Source organism: Sphaerospermopsis sp. LEGE 00249, from assembly GCF_014299995.1.
GTDB classification, from domain to species: Bacteria; Cyanobacteriota; Cyanobacteriia; order Cyanobacteriales; family Nostocaceae; genus Sphaerospermopsis; species Sphaerospermopsis kisseleviana.
Genome location: NZ_JACJUZ010000010.1, coordinates 42073 through 59531, shown reverse-complemented (window position 1 = coordinate 59531; position 17459 = coordinate 42073). Strand labels below are relative to the sequence as shown.

Below are 17459 nucleotides of genomic sequence, written 5' to 3'. Positions count from 1 at the left end.
TCTTTGACAGTGGTACTCTACTAAAAATATAATCTTTGAGCATACCTCTAAGAGTATGAGAAGAATCTATAATAACAACTTTTGTTCTCATAACACTTTACCTGGAAATAAACAAAATAACTGAAATACACAAAACATTATAATAAAAAAACCCTTACCTTCTTCTCTTTGCGTCTTTGCGTCTTTGCGTGAGACATAAAAATGCTATCCTAAAAAATATAATAACCAATAAAAACAAAATGCCAGCGCCTACGATAACCCCAACAACAACAGCTTTTCCATTGACTGCTGTAGTCGGTCAAGAAGCGATTAAAATAGCATTACTGTTAACAGCAGTAGATCCCGGTTTGGGGGGTGTGGTAATTGCTGGTCGTCGAGGTACGGCTAAATCTGTGATGGCGCGTGCCATTCACGCCTTGTTACCACCTATAGAAGTTGTGAAAGATTCCATTAGCAACTGTGATCCAAACCACCCGGAAGAATGGGATGATAAACTGTTAGCGGAACAAAGACAGGAAATAGAAACAGAAGTAAAACCCGTTCCTTTTGTGCAAATACCCTTGGGTGTCACCGAAGATCGACTTTTAGGTTCTGTGGATGTGGAACAGTCGGTAAAACAGGGTGATACAGTTTTTCAACCAGGGTTACTGGCCACCTGTAACAGAGGTGTGTTATATGTGGATGAAATCAATTTATTAGATGACCAAATTAGTAATCAACTGTTAGCGGTATTATCTGAGGGACGCAACCAGATAGAACGGGAAGGTATCAGTTTTCAACATCCCTGTAAACCGTTGTTTATTGCAACTTACAACCCAGAGGAAGGCGCTTTAAGGGAGCATTTACTTGATAGAATTGCGATCGCCCTTTCTGCTGATGGTGTTCTGGGTTTAGATCAAAGAGTGCAAGCAGTAGAACAGGCCATTGCTTACTCCCGTTCTCCCCAAGAATTTCTACAACAGTACAGTGAAGACATAGACTCCCTGAAAACCCAAATACTTCTCGCACGGGAATGGTTAAAAGAAGTCAGCATTTCTTTAGAACAGATCACATACCTTGTTAATGAATGTATCCGCGCTGGAGTAGAAGGACATCGAGCAGAACTATTTGCTGTCAGAGTTGCCAAAGCAGCAGCAGCTTTAGAAGGACGTAATACCGTTAATGCTGAAGACTTGCGACGTGCGGTAGAGTTGGTGATCGTTCCCCGTACCACCGTTATTCAAACTCCACCCCCAGATCAACCACCTCCACCACCCCCACCACCACAAAGTCAAGACGACTCGGAAGAACAAGAGGAAGAGGAAGAACAGGAAGACAAAGAAGAACAACAGGAAGAACAGGAACAACAAGAACCCCCAGATATTCCTGAAGAGTTTGTATTTGACCCAGAAGGGGTAATTCTGGATTCTGATGTATTATATTTTGCTCAGATGTCCCAACGGCAAGGTAAATCTGGAAGTCGTAGTTTAATCTTCTCAGAAGACCGGGGACGTTACATCAAGCCAATGTTACCCAAAGGTAAAGTAAAACGCATAGCCGTAGATGCCACATTGCGAGCCGCAGCCCCGTATCAAAAAGCACGCCGCACCAGACAGCCGAATAAAAAGGTAATAGTGGAACAGGGCGATATGCGGACAAAGCGGTTAGTTAGGAAAGCGGGCGCTTTAGTTGTATTTGTGGTTGATGCTTCTGGTTCAATGGCATTAAACCGGATGCAATCTGCCAAGGGTGCAGTAATGCAGCTTTTAACCGAATCCTATCAAAACCGTGATCAAATTGCTTTGATTCCTTTCCGGGGTGAACAAGCGGAAGTGTTGTTACCTCCTACCCGTTCTATTGCGTTAGCAAAAAACAGGTTAGAAAAATTACCTTGTGGTGGTGGTTCACCTTTAGCACATGGGTTAACTCAAGCCGTGAGAATTGGTGTTAATGCTCAAATGGGCGGAGATATCGGTCAGGTTGTGATTGTGGCAATTACGGATGGTCGTGGTAATATTCCTTTATCTCGTTCTTTAGGTGAACCCCAAGAACCAGGGGAAAAACCGGATATCAAAGCGGAATTGCTAGATATTGCAGCGAGAATTAGAGCATCTGGGATGCAATTACTGGTAATTGATACAGAAAGTAAGTTTGTTTCTACTGGTTTTGCCAAAGAGTTAGCGAAAACTGCGGGAGGTAAATACTATCAGTTACCGAAAGCGACAGATAAGGCGATCGCATCTATGGCTAGAGGAGCGATCGCTGATATAAAATCTAAATAGGTCAGAATCAGGATTTTCAGGATTTAAGGATTTACAGGATGTGAAGGTGAAAATCAATTCTGTTTATTGTCTAATCTTGTCAATCCTGATTTTGATTATGGAAATGAGAAATTTCTCACATATTCCCGAAAAACAGAAGATAATGAAAACATCACTTTATCTTCTTTCAGTTTACTTACTAAATGCCGTTGTTGTAAAGATTGTAAACCGTTATTAAAATCAACTGAGGATAAATTTAAGGTTTCTATTAACGTTTGTCTTAATTCTTCTCTAGAAATAGGGTTTTCAAATCTACTCAAATATAATACTATTTGTTTTTCTATAGGTGATAAACGGTTAAATGTCTCTTGAAAATGAGACTGCATTTGCTGGGTAATATGTAATGTATTTTCTGCTAAAAATTCAACAACTTCACCATCATAATTTTTAGCGATTAAGACGGTAATAGTTTTTAAAAACATTAAATTACCTGCATATAATTTAATTAAATCTAACCAACTATCCTGATTTTTTAATCCTGTGTTTTGGAGAATATTGGAATGATATAAACCTGAGAGTTCTAAAGATTTGATGGGATATAATTCTGGATCTAAAGATTCCATTTCTGGACATTGTTCTTGACTAATTAAGATAATATTACTTTGATGTTGGGTTTCTGTAACAAGTTTGAATAAGGGTTGATAATCTTGATATTCTGGTTGATATTTTCCCGCAAGTTCACCAGGTGTAAAGATATTTTGGATATCATCAAGGATGATTAAACATTTTTGTGTAGAGAGAATATTAAATAGTTGTTTGATTTTATCATCTAGATTTTTTTCAGGTTGTTGTTTACAGACTTGCAATAAATCATCAATGAGTGAATTTAGAGATTTGGGATATTTTAAACTTTTCCAAATTATGACTTCAAATTTATCTAAGTTGAAATCTACAAATCTTTTAACTAGAGTAGTTTTACCAATTCCTGATAAACCTAAAATGGAGATTAAAGGGGTGTTTTGATTGAGAATACAATTAGATAAATATTCTAATTCTTTTTCTCTTCCATAAAATCTAATAATTCTCGGTGATAAAGTTAAATCATGGTAAGAAGATTTTTGTATTTCTGTTTCTTGGGAATTTTTAATATTATTTGATTGATAATTTATTGAATTTTTATTATTAGAGCAAAGATTTATGTTATTATTTAAAGAATTAACAATTTTTGAATTTATAACTCTTTCCAGTGTCCAAGCAAAATTAGATTTATTAATATTTTCTCCCAACTTATCCGATAATGTTTTAAATAACTTTCTACTTTCATCACCAATATAACCTTCATCATAATTATAAAGTTCAGCAATTTGTTTATAAGTTTTACCCTTAAATAATTCTTCAATAATTCTTTTTTGCAGATCATCTAAATGTTGATCTGTTTCTGTGAAAATTAAATTATCTACAAATTGCAAAATTTCTGTAATAGTCATAAAAACTAGATGTTATAAATTGATATTATCAGTTACTTAGAAAAAGCAAAAACATCAATCTCAATTTTTTTATGAGATTTTTTATTACTATTCAGCAGTGAGCGAATATTTTCCGCAGTTTCACTACTAAAAGTGATTTCTCCACAACGAGAACAAACTTTAGCGGGAATACCCTCAACTAAAATTAGTTTACCGTTAATTTCAAAAGTTTCATTTACTAACTCTTGAGTAAAATTTTCTGAACCACAAATATGACAACTCAACATTATGACCTCCTCTGACAATAATTAATCCATTCTTTTGGATCAGGCTCATATAAAGTAATAATAGTCAATATATCAGATTCTCGCCTTGATACCTGTAAATGTAAGGGACGATTATTAATTGTTAATCCCAAAAGTAAACAACTAGGAGAATATTTATCATCTGGATAATCTTCTATGATAATTGCATTCTCTCCTGTTTCCATAATTTCTGAACGACTAATATTTCTTTCAACTAAACGTTTTAAACCATGACGGGTAAACTCAAAATTTCCTGCTTGCAGTTGTTGACGAATTTCATCTATGGATTTCATTGATTAGTTGTAGGGTGCATCAGATATCAAGAATCTGCTTATTTACAGGATTGATGCAGTCTGACGCACCTTACCAGATTTTATAAGCCGTTCAAGTATTATAACTTATATTGCTTCCAAACAATCAGGTATTTTCAGGTATTTTTTTGATATTTCTTCATTAAACATCAAGTAATATCAGCATTGTTAAACCCATATAAAAATAATGGTTTTCCTATAGCTAGACGTAAGCCAGAAAAATAATGTATAATAATCATAGAATTAATTATAAAAATATGCAACAATTAATCATTCAAGTTGCTGATAAAGAAAAAGCCGAGATGCTACTAAAAATTATTTCTGCTTTAGATTTTGTCAAATCTGTAGAAGTAGTAGAAGATAACAATAATATAGCTGATAGTGAACAAGAATTTTTTGATTTAGCCGGAATTTGGGAAAATAGAGATATTAGCACTCAATCCATTCGTCAAGAAGCATGGAGAACAGAAAATAAATGATTTTATGTGATACAAATATTATCATAGAATTTTATAAAAACAATTCTCAAGTTATCTCTGAACTGCGGTTTCAGGGAATTAATCAATTAGCTATTAGTTCTATTACTCAAGCTGAATTATATTATGGTGCTATTAATAATTTGGAGTTGAAAAAAATTAAAACCCATTTACAATTACTCCATATTTTTCCTATTGATGTCATGATATCTACTCAGTTTATTACACTAATGGAAAATTACTCTCTTAGTCATAAATTAAGTATACCTGATGCTTTAATTGCTGCAACAGCATTAGTTAATCAGATTGATTTATATACATTAAATGTTAAAGATTTTCGTTTTATTAAAGGCTTAAATTTACATCAACCTTCTATTAATTAGTTGTAAGATGTGTCAGATATCAAGAATCCGCTTATTTACAGGATTGATGCAGTCTAACGCACCCTACCAGATTTTATAAGCTGTTCAAGTATTATAACTTAGACTGATTCCAAAAAATCAGGTATTTTCAGGTATTTTTGTAATATTTCTTAATTATACATCAAGGAATATCAGGGATTTTCTGAGGTGACAAAAAAGTAACAATCTATAAAAATGATTAATCAAGGTGTATTCAATTACAATGCTTTGAGGAAGACTATGGTTAATCAACTTTATTATGGAGACAATTTAGAAGTTTTAAGAAAGTATATTAAAGATGAATCAGTAGACTTATGTTATATTGATCCTCCTTTTAATTCTAAGCGGAATTATAATCAAATTTATAATAACATTGGTTCAGAAGATAAAGCACAAGCACAAGCATTTATTGATACTTGGGAATGGGATGATCACGCTATTAAAGGATTAAGTGAAATCACCAGTAATTATCATGGTTTATTTACTCAACAATGTATTGCTTTAATTACAGGTTTAAGTAATGTTTTAGGAACAGGTAGTTTACTTGCTTATTTAGTGAGTATGACTTTAAGAATAACAGAAATTCATCGAGTTTTAAAACCTACAGGTAGTTTTTATTTACATTGCGATCCTACTGCTAGTCATTATTTAAAGTTAGTTTTAGATGCTGTTTTTTGTTCTCAAGGTGGAGATTTTTTAAATGAAATAACATGGAAAAGAAATTTTACCAAAAAAGGATCACAATATAAGATGCTTCGTTATGCAAATAATTGTGACATTATATTTTTTTATAGCAAATCAAGCAAGTATTTTTTTCAAACACCTAAAACTAAATTATCAAATCAAGATGATATTGAAAAAATATATAATAAAGTTGATGAACAAGGTCGAAGATATAAGTCAGAGCCAATTGAATTACCTGCAATGATGGCGCGAGAAAATTTACGTTACGAATATAAAGGTTATTTACCTAATTATGGTTGGATGATGAATCGAGAAAAACTTGAAGAATTAGATAAACAAGGAAAGTTATTTTTTACTAAAAATGGAAAGCCTAGAAGAAAGAATTTTATGGAAGGTTATTCAGGAGCAGAAGTAGATAATCTGTGGATAGATGTGATACCATTAGGTCAAAAACAATCAGAATCTTTAGGATATCCAACACAAAAACCAGAAGCATTATTAGAAAGAATAATAAAAGCCAGTTCCAACGAAAATGATATAGTATTAGATGCTTACTGTGGATGTGGTACAACTGTTGCAGTGTCTCAAAAATTAGACAGACAATGGATAGGAATAGACATCACTTATCAAAGTATAAGTTTAGTTTTAAAAAGATTAGAAGACAGCTTTGGTAAAGGAGTTTTAGACACCATTAAATTACATGGTATACCCAAAGATATCGAAAGCGCAATAGCATTAGCAAATAAAAAAGACGATCGCACCCGTAAAGAATTTGAAAAATGGGCAATTTTAACCTATACAAATAACCGAGGAATAATTAACACCAAAAAAGGATCAGATCAAGGAGTAGACGGAATCGTTTATTTTTACGGTGATAAAGGAGAACAAGAAAAAATCATTTTACAAGTTAAATCTGGGAAGGTAAAATCAGGAGATATCCGCGATTTATTAGGAACAATGACCTTAGAAAATGCCAGAATTGCCATATTTATCACCTTAGAAGATCCTACCAAAGATATGTTAAAAACTGCCAAATCTGCTGGTTTTTATCAAAATAAACTCATGCCTCATAGTTGTGATAAAATTCAAATTGTTACTGTGCAAGATATTATTGAAAATAAACAAAGACTAACTATGACATTAGCTTATGAAGTTTTAAAAAGTGCAGAAAAACAAAAAGAAATAAAAGCAAGTCAAATTGAGTTAGATATTTAATAATATCTGGTAGGTTGGGTTGAGGAAACGAAACCCAACACATATATTAACTTTTAATAAATTTTCATAAGTTAACCTATTTCATCAGAACATGGGTAGGGGTTTAGCATTGTTAAACCCCTACAAAGATATCGCTTTTTGTAAATAAATTGCAGATGTAAATAATTCAATATTTTTAATTTATCAATGATGGGCGATTTAGTGATACTTTGGAAATGCGTTAGCGGTAACTCCCTGAAGCGATCGCTATACTACCCATAATTTACCTTACCTCCACCAAAATAAAATAATTAAAAAATAATAAAAATAATTATTAATACATCAGTATTAAAATACAATTAACCAGCAAATAAAAAACTAAAAAACCTAAACATGAACCAAATAACAGCCAATTATGATCAAGCATGGAAAGGAGCAATAGAAAAATACTTTCCAGAATTTATCAACTTCTTTTATCCCCAAATTTACCAACAAATAGACTGGAGTAAAACACCAATTTCCCTAGATAAAGAACTAGAACAAATTACAGCTACATCTAACACAGAAAAACGCTATGCTGATAAATTATATCAAGTGTGGTTACTAGATAACACAGAAATTTGGATATTAATTCACATCGAAGTACAAAGTCAATACGATGAAGAATTTTCCCAAAGAATGTATATCTATAACTACCGTTCCTTTGATTTATACCATAAACCAGTAGTTAGTTTAGCCATATTAGGAGATGAAAGCAAAACATGGCGACCTAATAGTTATCAATACGGTTTAGGTAAGAGTGAGGTTGTGTGTAAGTTTGATACAGTCAAACTCATAGACTACAAATGGGAAGAACTAGAGCAAAGCAGCAATCTATTTGCTATATTAGTAATGGCACATTTAAAAACCAAAACTACTACCAACAAACTCGCAGATAGGGAGCAGTGGAAATGGACATTAATTAGAAGTTTATATGAGCGAGGTTTAAACAGATATGACATTGAAAACCTGTTTAGATTTATTGACAAAATGATGTCATTAAGTCAGGAATTACAACAAAAATTGCTCACGAAAATAACCGAGTATGAAAAGGAGAGAGAAATGCCTTTTTTAACACCCACTGAAGAAATTTTCCTAGAAAGAGGCGAAAAAAAAGGTCGCAAACAAGATATCATTAAACTTCTGCAAGTCAAGTTTGGTGATGTCCCCGAAATACTGAGCAAAAATATTCAGAACGTTGATGATATCACTGCTTTAGAAGAACTACTGATATCAACAATGACGATTACTTCTTTGGCAGAATTTACCAATTTAGTCAATTCTAAATTACCAAGGTCAGAAGATTAGAAAAACCCAGGGGTAGAGAAATATTGAATTAACTTTAATCATCTTGAATGATAGTAAATTTATTTCTCTACTTCCTTTGAATGATTGCCTGATAGCGATCGCCGATATAAAATCTAGGTAATAGGTGATTGGAAAAAATAAAATTTATTTCCCAGTCACCAGTCCCCAGTCACCAGTCACCAGTCACCAGTCCCCAGTCCCCAGTCCCTAGTCCCTAGTCCCTAGTCACCAGTTACCAAAACTAAGCACTCATTACATCTGTCTGCTATATAAAACCTAGACAAAACTAGACTTTACTTTCTACTTCAACGGGAGCATGGGAGCAGTTATCCCTCAGTAGACTTTCACGCCTTAGCCAGACGCGATTGTGTTCCAATTAAGTTTCTGAAAAAGACTACCACCATCATTGCTTGGTTTTCGCGTCGGCAATAGTCTCAATTCAATACTTGATATCACCGTATTATATATCAAGTAGTTGATTTTTTCCTAAAAATATATTGATTTTTGTCAATATAAGTATAGTTTTGTCTATGAAATTGTCAACTTAGGACTTGCTCACTTGATGGTGGTGCGCTGGGCAACTCTAGACAGTATCCTGCACCATAAACCGTCTTAATGTAGCAGGGATGGCGAGGATCTGGTTCGAGTTTAGTTCTCAAGTGGCGAATATGCACCCGAATAGTTTCAATGTCATCATCAGGGTCATAACCCCAAACTTCTCGGAGAATTTCACTGGGAGAAACTGTTTGTCCATGACGCTGAAGCAAGCAATGAAGCAACTCAAATTCTAAATGAGTCAGTTTTACAGTTTCACCAAACCAAATGGCCTCAAATCTTTCTGGAACGAGGGTAAGAGAACCATAGTTAAGAATTTCACTGTGTTTTGCGGCTTGGGGAATGCGGTCAGTACGTCGTAACAAAGCCCGCACTCGTGCCAGCATTTCTTCTACTTCAAAAGGTTTGGTCAAGTAGTCATCTGCGCCAGCATTGAAACCCTCAACTTTATATTGAGTTTGGTTTAATGCTGTCAGCATTAAAACCGGAATTTCAGATGTGCGATCATCCCGACGTAAACGCTGGCAAATGGTAAAACCGTCTACTTTGGGCAACATCAGATCAAGCATGATCAAGTCGGGTTGTAACTGGAGCGCCAGCGCCTGACCTTTGATGCCATCTTCAGCTTGACTAACATCGTAGCCAGCCATTTCCAAGTTGACGGCAACAAGTTCTGAAATCGCTGGGTCATCATCTATGACAAGAATCCTGGGCATTATTAAAAAATTATGACTACTTTATTTAAGGATAAATTAAGAACCTTTGAGAGATACAAAGATTACTTTTTCGATTGTAAAAAAAGATTTAAAATCCAACATAAATATTAAAATTAGAGATTGTGAAAACAATACTAATTTACACGAAAATTAATATATGGTGTGTAACTCTACCTACAGTCCGCCCTATTTCTTGCGAAATGGTGCTGCCATGACTGCTTACACTGCTTTATGGGCAGGACGTGATTGGGAAAGTACAACTCCACATCCAGAACCACTGTACCAGCAGGTCGTATTTACGGGAGGGCAGGATGTACCAATTTTCGGTTGGGTTGCCATACCCGAAAATGCCCACAGCACAATTATTGGCACTTATGGTATTACAGGAGAGTTAGAACAACAATGGTTTTTAAGATTGTTGGGACGTAAAGCATACTCTCAAGGTTATGCTGTGGTTCTCTTTGATTGGCGGGCGCATGGTAAAACGGCAGAATTATCCCCAACTTTAACTTCTGATGGGTTGTATGAAGGGGAAGATTTTGTCAGAATTGCCCAGCAAACGGTAGCAATGGGTTGTCCTCCAAAATGCTGGTTTACAGGGTATTCTCTAGGGGGACAATTGGCGCTGTGGGGAATCAAAGCAGCACAAGATTTTAAATTACAAGATATAGACATTGCTGGAGGAGCAGTGATTTGTCCTAGTTTAGATTCGTTGCGATCGCTCACTTATTTAGTCACTCACCCTTTTGGTAAGTATGTTGAATCCCGCATTGCTGGAGAATTGAAAAAACTAGCCTGGAAATTACATTATACTCATGATAATTCTTTTGATTCGGCAGCAATAGAAAGAGCAAATAGCATTTGGGGATTTGATGAAGAACTTGTCATTGGCCGCTTGGGTTTTAGTTCTGTGGAAGAATATTATCAGACCAGCAGTGGTTTACATCTGTTACCTCTGTTGCAAAAACCAACTTTAATTATTTATGCTGCTGATGATCCCTTATTTCATCCCGATCTTGTTGATGATTTAAAAGTTGCCAGTGCCAAAAATCCTGCTATAGATTTGTTACTTACATCCTACGGTGGTCATGCAGGTTATATAAGTAGTAAAAAGTGTCAAATTCAATCCCAAGATCCTGATCAATGGTGGGCTTGGAATCGTATTTTAGAATGGATAGGAATTAATGAAGGCAGGAGGTAGAAGGCAGAAGACAGGAGTCTGTTATTTATTATAAGGGGTATTTATCATAAATCTCCCAAAAATTTTCGCTTTCAAAGGCGGAGTTTTAGACCCTATTCTTTCATCAATGTAGTGCTTAGATTTATCAGGTAGTATTGATCAAACATACCTGATTTTTTGAAGAATTAATTATCTAGAACCCAAACTTTTTAGTTGTGAATTAGTTGTGAATAACTTTCTCTCAAACTGGCTACCTGCACCTAAAAAATTAGTATTGTTATCTGATGATGTGCATATCTGGAAAATAAACTTACAGCAGTCTGAATCACAGATACAATCTTTCAGAGAAACTTTATCTAGTGATGAAGTTGCTCGTGCAGAAAGGTTTTATTTTCCTGAACATCGACAGCGTTTTATTGTTGGGCGTGGTAGTCTGCGGACTATTTTAGGAAGTTATTTAGGTGTAGAACCGTCTCAAGTAGAATTTGATTATCAACAACGGGGCAAACCAATTTTAGCAGCTAAGTTTGCTGATTCAGGAATATTTTTTAATTTGTCACATTCGCAAGATTTGGGTTTGTGTGGCGTAAGTTATCAAAGATTAATTGGGGTAGATTTAGAATTTATTCGCCCAATGTCTGATTTAGAAAATCTTGCTCGACGTTTCTTTTTACCCCAAGAATATGCAGTAATTAAATTACTTACACCTGAACAAAAACAACAAGTATTTTTTCGTTACTGGACTTGTAAAGAAGCTTATTTAAAAGCCACGGGAGATGGTTTAATTCAATTAGAACAAATCGGAATTGAATTAACACCTACAAAACCTGCTCAATTAAAAGTTTCAGGAAATTGGCAATTGAAAGAATTACTACCAGCAGATAATTTTGTTGCTGCGGTTGTTGTAGATAATCATAGCAATAATTTCCAATTTTGGCAATTATAGGTAGATCAACATAATGGGGGAGCTATATTTTGTGGGGTGGGCATCTTGCCTGCCCTATTTACAGCAGTTTTCATGTCTTTAGACCATAGTAAGGGCGAAGCATTCGGATGATAGTCTTAGGTAAAAACCGATAATTAATTGTCCGAATGCTGATGCTTCCAGCACGCTTCGCGAACGCCCCTACATTGTTGATGCGAAACCTAAATCAAAATGTGGTTTATTTACCTGAAAATAGCTGTAATGAATTTGGTGTCTATAAATTCTTTAATGAATTTGGTGTCTATAAATTAAATCTATCAAAAAAAGCCGAGCTTGTTCTAACGATATATGTCTAGGTTTTCCTTGATAAACAATTTGGTATTCATTCATATTTTGCCCATCTCCATATCCTGAAATTAACTTGCGGTGAAATGCTTCCTCAGCCAATTCTCTAACTTCATTTCTGAGAGCAGAATGTGTGTTATTCATAACTAAGATATCTTCTGAATTACCTGTTTTTCTTTTATTGAAAAAGCAACTTTATTAAATCTATCCCCAGTATTATTTTTATCTTGATTCTCTTAAGCGTGATTTCAGAAACTTTAATTAAATGGAAATTATGCCCTGAGATAGCTGAATCTTATTCATAATAGGAGTAAGTTGAACTTGGCTAAATAACCTCAAAAATTGTCAATAAATCGAAAATCAATGGTTCAAGAGCAAAGTACCGATGTCATCCGCATCAATGCTAGAAGAACTGATGTATTTGATATTTTTAACTTCAAGTATTATATTGGACCCAACCCTTATTTAGATACAGGGGCGCTAGTATTTGATTTTGCCTTGACTGAATTTCAAGATCCTCTACCGATAGAGGATTATATTGATGTTATCAGTGATTTTTATCCGCACTTAGCGGAGCAAACATATCAATTATATGCTGATTTATTTGCCCATATTGTTTCCGAAGTGAGCAAATTAGATATAGGTTTATACCTGAATCTTTGGAGTATCACAGCATATCATTCCTATGTAAGAATTGCCATTCAAGCACTACATGAAGGCACAGCAAGAGCAGTAGTGTACTTGGTTTGGGATTGGTTGGAAAGTATTACTAAAGATGAGTATTTCCACTTTGAGGAACGGTTAATTAAATTGCAAAATAAGTTCCGAGAATCTGTTTATGGTGGACCAACAGTTTATGCTTTATGGCAAGCTGCATATCAACAAGGTATTCCTACTTGCTATTTATGGGAAGAAGGATTAATGCAATATGGTTATGGTAAAAAACAAGTGCGAGGAGTAGCAACAACTTTTGATATTGATAGTCATCTAGATTCTGAATTTACTACCCGCAAAGATGATTGTAAAGAATTTTTAGAAAGATTGGGTTTTCCCGTGCCAAAGGGTGATATTGTAACTTCAGAAACAGAAGCGTTAGATATAGCTAGAAAAATCGGTTATCCAGTGGCAATTAAACCTGTAGTGGGTCATAAAGGAATCGGTGTAACTCCTAATATCAATGATTCTAGAAAATTGAAATCTGCTTATAATTTTGCAGTATTAGCAATTCCCGAAGATGAATCAATTAGAATTATTGTGGAGCAAAGTATATCAGGAAGGGATTTTCGTTTATTGTGTGTCAATGGTAAATTTGTCGCTGCTACAGAACGTAGGCCACCATCGGTTGTGGGTAATGGATATTCAACAATTAGAGAATTAATTAAAAAAGAAAATCGCAAACCAGAACGGAGAGATACACCCACATCATCCATGAGTAAGATAGTCATTGATGATGCTATGGAAAGATATTTATATGAACAAAGATTAGATGTGGATAGTATAATTGAACGCGATCGCATTATTTATCTTGCCAAAGTTGCTAATATCTCATCCGGTGGTATCAGCATTAATGCTACCAATAAAATTCATCCTGATAATATTATCTTAGCAGAAGAGATTGCCCAACATTTTCGCCTTACTTGTTTAGGCATTGATGTGATTACTAAAAATATTTCCCACTCTTGGAAGAATGGTAATTTTGCCATCTTAGAAATTAACGCTGCACCAGGTATTTTTATGCACCTTAACCCCGCTATTGGTGCAAGTGTTGATATTCCTGCCCATATTTTATCAACCTTTTTTCCATCTGCCCAAGATGCCAGAATACCAATTATTACGTTTAATAAAATTACTAGCTTTGAATTACAAGCAATAATTGATCAGATTCTTTTACAACATCCACAAATGAAAATAGGTGCTGTGTGTCGTGAGGGAATATTTATCAATCGTTGCCAAAAATTTTGGAGTCAAGAATACAATCGCAATATACAAACTTTGTTGCGTCATCCTCAGCTTGATTTATTAATTGCTGAATACGCAGAAGATACTCTAGAATCAGAAGGAATGGTTTACAAAGGTAGTAATATTGTGGTGTTGGATAATCCTACAGAAACAGAAATGATATTATTAAGAGATGCCATAGATGGTTCGATTGTGATCATTAAGAAAGACAACAATGTTTCTATTCGACATAAAGGAGCAAGCGAAGATTTAATTTTAGACGTAGAAACAGATTTTTTCAATGTTTATCTACCAGCAATTGAACAAACAATTACTATAGCAGGTGATTGGTGATTGGGGATACAATTTTGGATTTTGGATTTTGGATTTTGGATTGTATTTCATTAATCCAATCTAAAATCTAAAATCTAAAATCTAAAATCTAAAATTCTCCTGCCTCCTAACTTTACGTGAGTTTGGCATGAGCAGCCAAAATAATTCTTTCTGTTTCTTCCCAACTAATACATTTGTCAGTTACTGAAACACCATATTGTAATTCTTCCCGTTTTCCTGTAATTGGTTGATTACCTTCATATAAATTTGATTCCAGCATCATTCCCAAAATTGAATTATTACCAGCAACTATTTGCTGAATTATATTTTCTAACACCGCAGATTGCAATCTATAATCTTTATTGGTGTTACCATGACTGCAATCAATGACTATTCTTGGTGGTAAACCTGCGGCTTTTAATTGTTCCTCTACCAATTTCACATTTTCCGGATCATAATTAGGCTGACTTCCACCCCGCAAAATTACATGACCATGAGAATTACCTCTTGTTTGAAATACACTCACCTGTCCCTTTTGGTTAATTCCTAAAAAATTATGTGGAGTTTGCGCTGATTTGAGAGCATTCAAAGCCACATTAATATTACCATCTGTACCATTTTTAAAACCCACCGGCATGGAAAGACCACTGGCCATTTCGCGGTGAGTTTGTGATTCAGTTGTCCTCGCTCCAATTGCTGACCAACAAACCAATTCACTGATATATTGAGGAATAATCGGATCAAGTGCTTCCGTTGCTGTTGGTAATCCTAATTCTGCCAATTTTAATAATAAACTCCGAGCAATTAAAATCCCTCTTTCTACATGAAAAGAATCATCCATATCGGGATCGTTAATTAATCCTTTCCAACCTACAGTAGTTCTAGGTTTTTCAAAATAAACCCGCATGATCAGCAACAATTTATCATGCACTTTATCAGCTAGAACTTTCAACTTCTCAGCATATTCTATCGCCGCTTTAGGATCATGTATAGAACAAGGACCAACTACAATGAATTTTCTGCTATCTTTAAAATCAAGAATATGTTCTATTTCCTGTCTGAATTGCAAAATTGTATGTTCAGCAGATTTAGTTAAAGGCAATTTTTCTTTAACTTGATTAGGAGTTAATAAAACGTGCGAACTCTTAATATTAGTGTTAATTAATTTGTTGATCATGGTGTAAAACTCTAAACTTGTGTAATCCGCTTGATTGTGTAAAGGAATACTATACACATTTTTCAGGAAAAATACAAGATACATCAGGAGTCAGGAGTCAGGAGTCAGTAGTGGCAACCCCCCGTGGTTGCCCGTACAGGAGTCAGGAGTAAAACGCTCTTTCGGGCTATGTTTTAATTGAGATGCTGTATCTATAATAGAGAAGTCAGGATATCTAGTATTCAGAATATCCAGTATTGAGAAAAATAGTAATTAGTTCTCAGAAAAATGAAAACCTGAAAAATTAGTTAGATTTGATGAGACTTGACTAATCACTAATTACCATTAAGTAATTACGTGCATTATTGTGATCTAGTTCAACAATACATAAAAATCAAAAAACATGAATCTATAAAAAAGCAGATTTTTAGGAAAAAATCTATGTTTATGTATGTCGATTCAGTAATGTCAGGTAATCTGTTTTCATCTTGTAGGGGCGAAGCATTCGGGTGATAACCTATCGTTGAAACAATTGATATTCTTTCCGAATGCTATGCATTCGGCACACTGCGCGAACGCCCTTACGATTAATGAATCGGTGTTCTAGGAAATTTTATTAAAAATCAATTATATCAAAATCAGCTTTTGGTAACTGGTTGCTTTTTCCCAATCACCAATCACCAATCACCAATCACCAAATATTATATTATTCAATTTTACCAGTAGTGATCATCATATAACTTAATAACCAACCTGCCATAGTTGCCCTGCGAGTTTGCCGAGGACCAAATTCTCCGATTTTGTAACCTTTAAAACCTAGTTTTTGTTTGAGCAGTTGTTTATTCTCTTGGGGAATAGAACGAGTTAATTTCATTGTTGCTGGGCGAGACTCAATAAAATTACCAGGTTCTGGATATTCAGCCACCCATTCTGGTGCTACTTGGCTAGTATCCCATTTTTCAGTGTTAGCATCATAACGATAACCCAAGTGATACCATACCAATTGGTTAACAGTAGTATCATCAATTTTATCGTTGATAATATCCCAAATTGTTTCTTTATTGAGTGGTGGCAAGTTAGACATAAGTAATTTTAATTTTGTCCGTGTTTTGTTGTCAGTTGTCAGTTGTCAGTTGTAAACTCAGTCAGTAACCTAGAAGATTTTAGCGTTTTAGGGGTGAAATTAAAGATTTATCAGTGACAACCGAGAAACCCAACTGTACCAACAAAGTTGCAGATTAAAAAGTAAACCTGAAATCGTAAAATACTAGAAACTGTTAATTTCTGCTTACTGTCTCCTGAAACCAGACTTTTTTATGCAATCTACAACACCACTACCAAAACTAATCCGCGCTCATGTCTTCATTACTGGCAGAGTTCAAGGTGTGGGGTATCGTTACGCCACTGTAGATACTGCTACCCAGTTGGGGTTAACTGGTTGGGTGCGAAATCTCCCAGATAGTGGAGTGGAAGCAGTTTTTGAGGGTGCTAAAGAAATTGTAGAGGAAATGGTGCGTTGGTGTCATGCAGGACCACCTGCGGCAATGGTAAAGGAAGTTACAGTTGAGTATGAACACCCAAAAGGTTTGCGGGGCTTTGAAGTCAGGCGTTAGCTGCTATTATTAACAGCACCTACATAACCCAGCTTTGCTAAATGCTCAGTTCTTTGTTTAGCATAGGACTGCAAACCATTCCATTCATGAACCACCAACACACCTGGACGCTTCTTCTTGAGCGATTCATTATAAGCCAAATAACCTTTTAAAACTGTCTTTCCTTGTTTGTATCCAATTTTTTTGGTTTTAATTGCTGCTAATGCATCCATACAAGTCAGCAATACAACCACAGGTGTAAAGAAAACAGAAAGCAGAATTTTTATGACTTTGT

The 17459-nt window shown here is 34.9% G+C and carries 16 protein-coding genes and 1 pseudogene; 9 read left to right on the top strand and 8 right to left on the bottom strand.

The genetic code is table 11. The features are described from left to right. Window positions 1-239 precede the first annotated feature (239 nt). Window positions 240-2261 carry a magnesium chelatase ATPase subunit D gene (gene bchD / locus H5968_RS05685; protein WP_187039139.1) on the top strand — a complete coding sequence of 674 codons (2022 nt, stop codon included), beginning with the start codon at window positions 240-242 and terminating at the stop codon, window positions 2259-2261. Between the two features lie 95 nt (window positions 2262-2356). Here the strand turns inward: bchD and H5968_RS05680 are convergent, their stop codons facing one another. From H5968_RS05680 to H5968_RS05670, 3 genes are read right to left on the bottom strand one after another with little or no spacing between them, the layout of a single operon-like run. Next, entirely contained in the window at window positions 2357-3727 is a 1371-nt protein-coding gene (locus H5968_RS05680; protein WP_187039138.1) for an NB-ARC domain-containing protein, read from the bottom strand. Window positions 3728-3759: 32 nt separating this feature from the next. After that, window positions 3760-3993 (bottom strand): YgiT-type zinc finger protein, encoded by a 234-nt coding sequence (locus tag H5968_RS05675; protein WP_187039137.1) that lies wholly within the window; start codon window positions 3991-3993, stop codon window positions 3760-3762. Continuing rightward, window positions 3993-4304, bottom strand: a complete 312-nt coding sequence (locus tag H5968_RS05670; RefSeq protein ID WP_187039136.1) for a DUF4258 domain-containing protein — start codon at window positions 4302-4304, stop codon at window positions 3993-3995. The genes H5968_RS05675 and H5968_RS05670 overlap by 1 nt, the downstream gene beginning before the upstream one ends. A gap of 242 nt (window positions 4305-4546) precedes the next feature. On the opposite strand from H5968_RS05670, the gene H5968_RS05665 reads away from it, so the two are divergent. From H5968_RS05665 to H5968_RS05650, 4 genes are all read left to right on the top strand, one after another. Beyond that, the gene (locus H5968_RS05665) at window positions 4547-4801 is read left to right on the top strand and encodes a hypothetical protein (protein WP_228051855.1); all 255 of its coding nucleotides are present in this window, start codon (window positions 4547-4549) and stop codon (window positions 4799-4801) included. Continuing rightward, window positions 4798-5181 carry a type II toxin-antitoxin system VapC family toxin gene (locus H5968_RS05660; RefSeq protein ID WP_137668517.1) on the top strand — a complete coding sequence of 128 codons (384 nt, stop codon included), beginning with the start codon at window positions 4798-4800 and terminating at the stop codon, window positions 5179-5181. Before H5968_RS05665 ends, H5968_RS05660 begins: the two co-directional genes overlap by 4 nt. A gap of 258 nt (window positions 5182-5439) precedes the next feature. Beyond that, a complete protein-coding gene (locus H5968_RS05655; protein WP_187039135.1) occupies window positions 5440-7098 on the top strand; it encodes a site-specific DNA-methyltransferase in 1659 nt (552 codons plus the stop codon). 372 nt (window positions 7099-7470) lie between these two features. After that, window positions 7471-8424: a hypothetical protein gene (locus tag H5968_RS05650; RefSeq protein WP_187039134.1), complete on the top strand. Its 954-nt coding sequence runs from the start codon at window positions 7471-7473 to the stop codon at window positions 8422-8424. A gap of 539 nt (window positions 8425-8963) precedes the next feature. Here H5968_RS05650 and H5968_RS05645 read toward each other — a convergent pair. Further along, window positions 8964-9695 (bottom strand): response regulator transcription factor, encoded by a 732-nt coding sequence (locus tag H5968_RS05645; protein ID WP_187039133.1) that lies wholly within the window; start codon window positions 9693-9695, stop codon window positions 8964-8966. A gap of 157 nt (window positions 9696-9852) precedes the next feature. On the opposite strand from H5968_RS05645, the gene H5968_RS05640 reads away from it, so the two are divergent. Then, complete coding sequence (locus H5968_RS05640) at window positions 9853-10896, top strand: YheT family hydrolase (RefSeq protein WP_187039132.1); 1044 nt, start codon at window positions 9853-9855, stop codon at window positions 10894-10896. Window positions 10897-11101: 205 nt separating this feature from the next. Next, a complete protein-coding gene (gene hetI / locus H5968_RS05635; RefSeq protein ID WP_187039131.1) occupies window positions 11102-11821 on the top strand; it encodes a 4'-phosphopantetheinyl transferase HetI in 720 nt (239 codons plus the stop codon). 264 nt (window positions 11822-12085) lie between these two features. Here the strand turns inward: hetI and H5968_RS05630 are convergent, their stop codons facing one another. Continuing rightward, a complete protein-coding gene (locus tag H5968_RS05630; RefSeq protein ID WP_187039130.1) occupies window positions 12086-12289 on the bottom strand; it encodes a hypothetical protein in 204 nt (67 codons plus the stop codon). Between the two features lie 219 nt (window positions 12290-12508). Between H5968_RS05630 and H5968_RS05625 the strand changes: the two genes are divergently transcribed. Beyond that, window positions 12509-14437, top strand: a complete 1929-nt coding sequence (locus tag H5968_RS05625) for an acetate--CoA ligase family protein (RefSeq protein ID WP_187039129.1) — start codon at window positions 12509-12511, stop codon at window positions 14435-14437. A gap of 112 nt (window positions 14438-14549) precedes the next feature. Here H5968_RS05625 and H5968_RS05620 read toward each other — a convergent pair whose 3' ends face one another. Both H5968_RS05620 and H5968_RS05615 read right to left on the bottom strand, forming a co-directional pair. Then, on the bottom strand, window positions 14550-15593 hold the full coding sequence (locus H5968_RS05620) for a 3-deoxy-7-phosphoheptulonate synthase (RefSeq protein WP_187039128.1): 1044 nt from the start codon (window positions 15591-15593) through the stop codon (window positions 14550-14552). Window positions 15594-16278: 685 nt separating this feature from the next. Further along, on the bottom strand, window positions 16279-16656 hold the full coding sequence (locus H5968_RS05615) for a DUF1823 family protein (protein WP_187039127.1): 378 nt from the start codon (window positions 16654-16656) through the stop codon (window positions 16279-16281). Window positions 16657-16888: 232 nt separating this feature from the next. Between H5968_RS05615 and H5968_RS05610 the strand changes: the two genes are divergently transcribed. Then, the gene (locus H5968_RS05610) at window positions 16889-17185 is read left to right on the top strand and encodes an acylphosphatase (protein WP_187039126.1); all 297 of its coding nucleotides are present in this window, start codon (window positions 16889-16891) and stop codon (window positions 17183-17185) included. Between the two features lie 20 nt (window positions 17186-17205). On the opposite strand, the pseudogene H5968_RS05605 reads toward H5968_RS05610, so the two are convergent. Continuing rightward, window positions 17206-17451: pseudogene (locus H5968_RS05605) on the bottom strand (dienelactone hydrolase family protein); the annotation flags it as partial. Window positions 17452-17459: the final 8 nt, after the last annotated feature.

Coding starts and splice junctions, on each gene's coding strand:
- H5968_RS05645 (WP_187039133.1), bottom strand. CDS start 9,695: ATGCCCAGGATTCTTGTCATAGATGATGACCCAGCGATTTCAGAACTT.
- H5968_RS05625 (WP_187039129.1), top strand. CDS start 12,509: ATGGTTCAAGAGCAAAGTACCGATGTCATCCGCATCAATGCTAGAAGA.
- H5968_RS05675 (WP_187039137.1), bottom strand. CDS start 3,993: ATGTTGAGTTGTCATATTTGTGGTTCAGAAAATTTTACTCAAGAGTTA.
- H5968_RS05640 (WP_187039132.1), top strand. CDS start 9,853: ATGGTGTGTAACTCTACCTACAGTCCGCCCTATTTCTTGCGAAATGGT.
- H5968_RS05615 (WP_187039127.1), bottom strand. CDS start 16,656: ATGTCTAACTTGCCACCACTCAATAAAGAAACAATTTGGGATATTATC.
- H5968_RS05670 (WP_187039136.1), bottom strand. CDS start 4,304: ATGAAATCCATAGATGAAATTCGTCAACAACTGCAAGCAGGAAATTTT.
- H5968_RS05660 (WP_137668517.1), top strand. CDS start 4,798: ATGATTTTATGTGATACAAATATTATCATAGAATTTTATAAAAACAAT.
- H5968_RS05610 (WP_187039126.1), top strand. CDS start 16,889: ATGCAATCTACAACACCACTACCAAAACTAATCCGCGCTCATGTCTTC.
- H5968_RS05630 (WP_187039130.1), bottom strand. CDS start 12,289: ATGAATAACACACATTCTGCTCTCAGAAATGAAGTTAGAGAATTGGCT.
- H5968_RS05680 (WP_187039138.1), bottom strand. CDS start 3,727: ATGACTATTACAGAAATTTTGCAATTTGTAGATAATTTAATTTTCACA.
- H5968_RS05650 (WP_187039134.1), top strand. CDS start 7,471: ATGAACCAAATAACAGCCAATTATGATCAAGCATGGAAAGGAGCAATA.
- H5968_RS05655 (WP_187039135.1), top strand. CDS start 5,440: ATGGTTAATCAACTTTATTATGGAGACAATTTAGAAGTTTTAAGAAAG.
- H5968_RS05620 (WP_187039128.1), bottom strand. CDS start 15,593: ATGATCAACAAATTAATTAACACTAATATTAAGAGTTCGCACGTTTTA.
- H5968_RS05665 (WP_228051855.1), top strand. CDS start 4,547: ATGTATAATAATCATAGAATTAATTATAAAAATATGCAACAATTAATC.
- bchD (WP_187039139.1), top strand. CDS start 240: ATGCCAGCGCCTACGATAACCCCAACAACAACAGCTTTTCCATTGACT.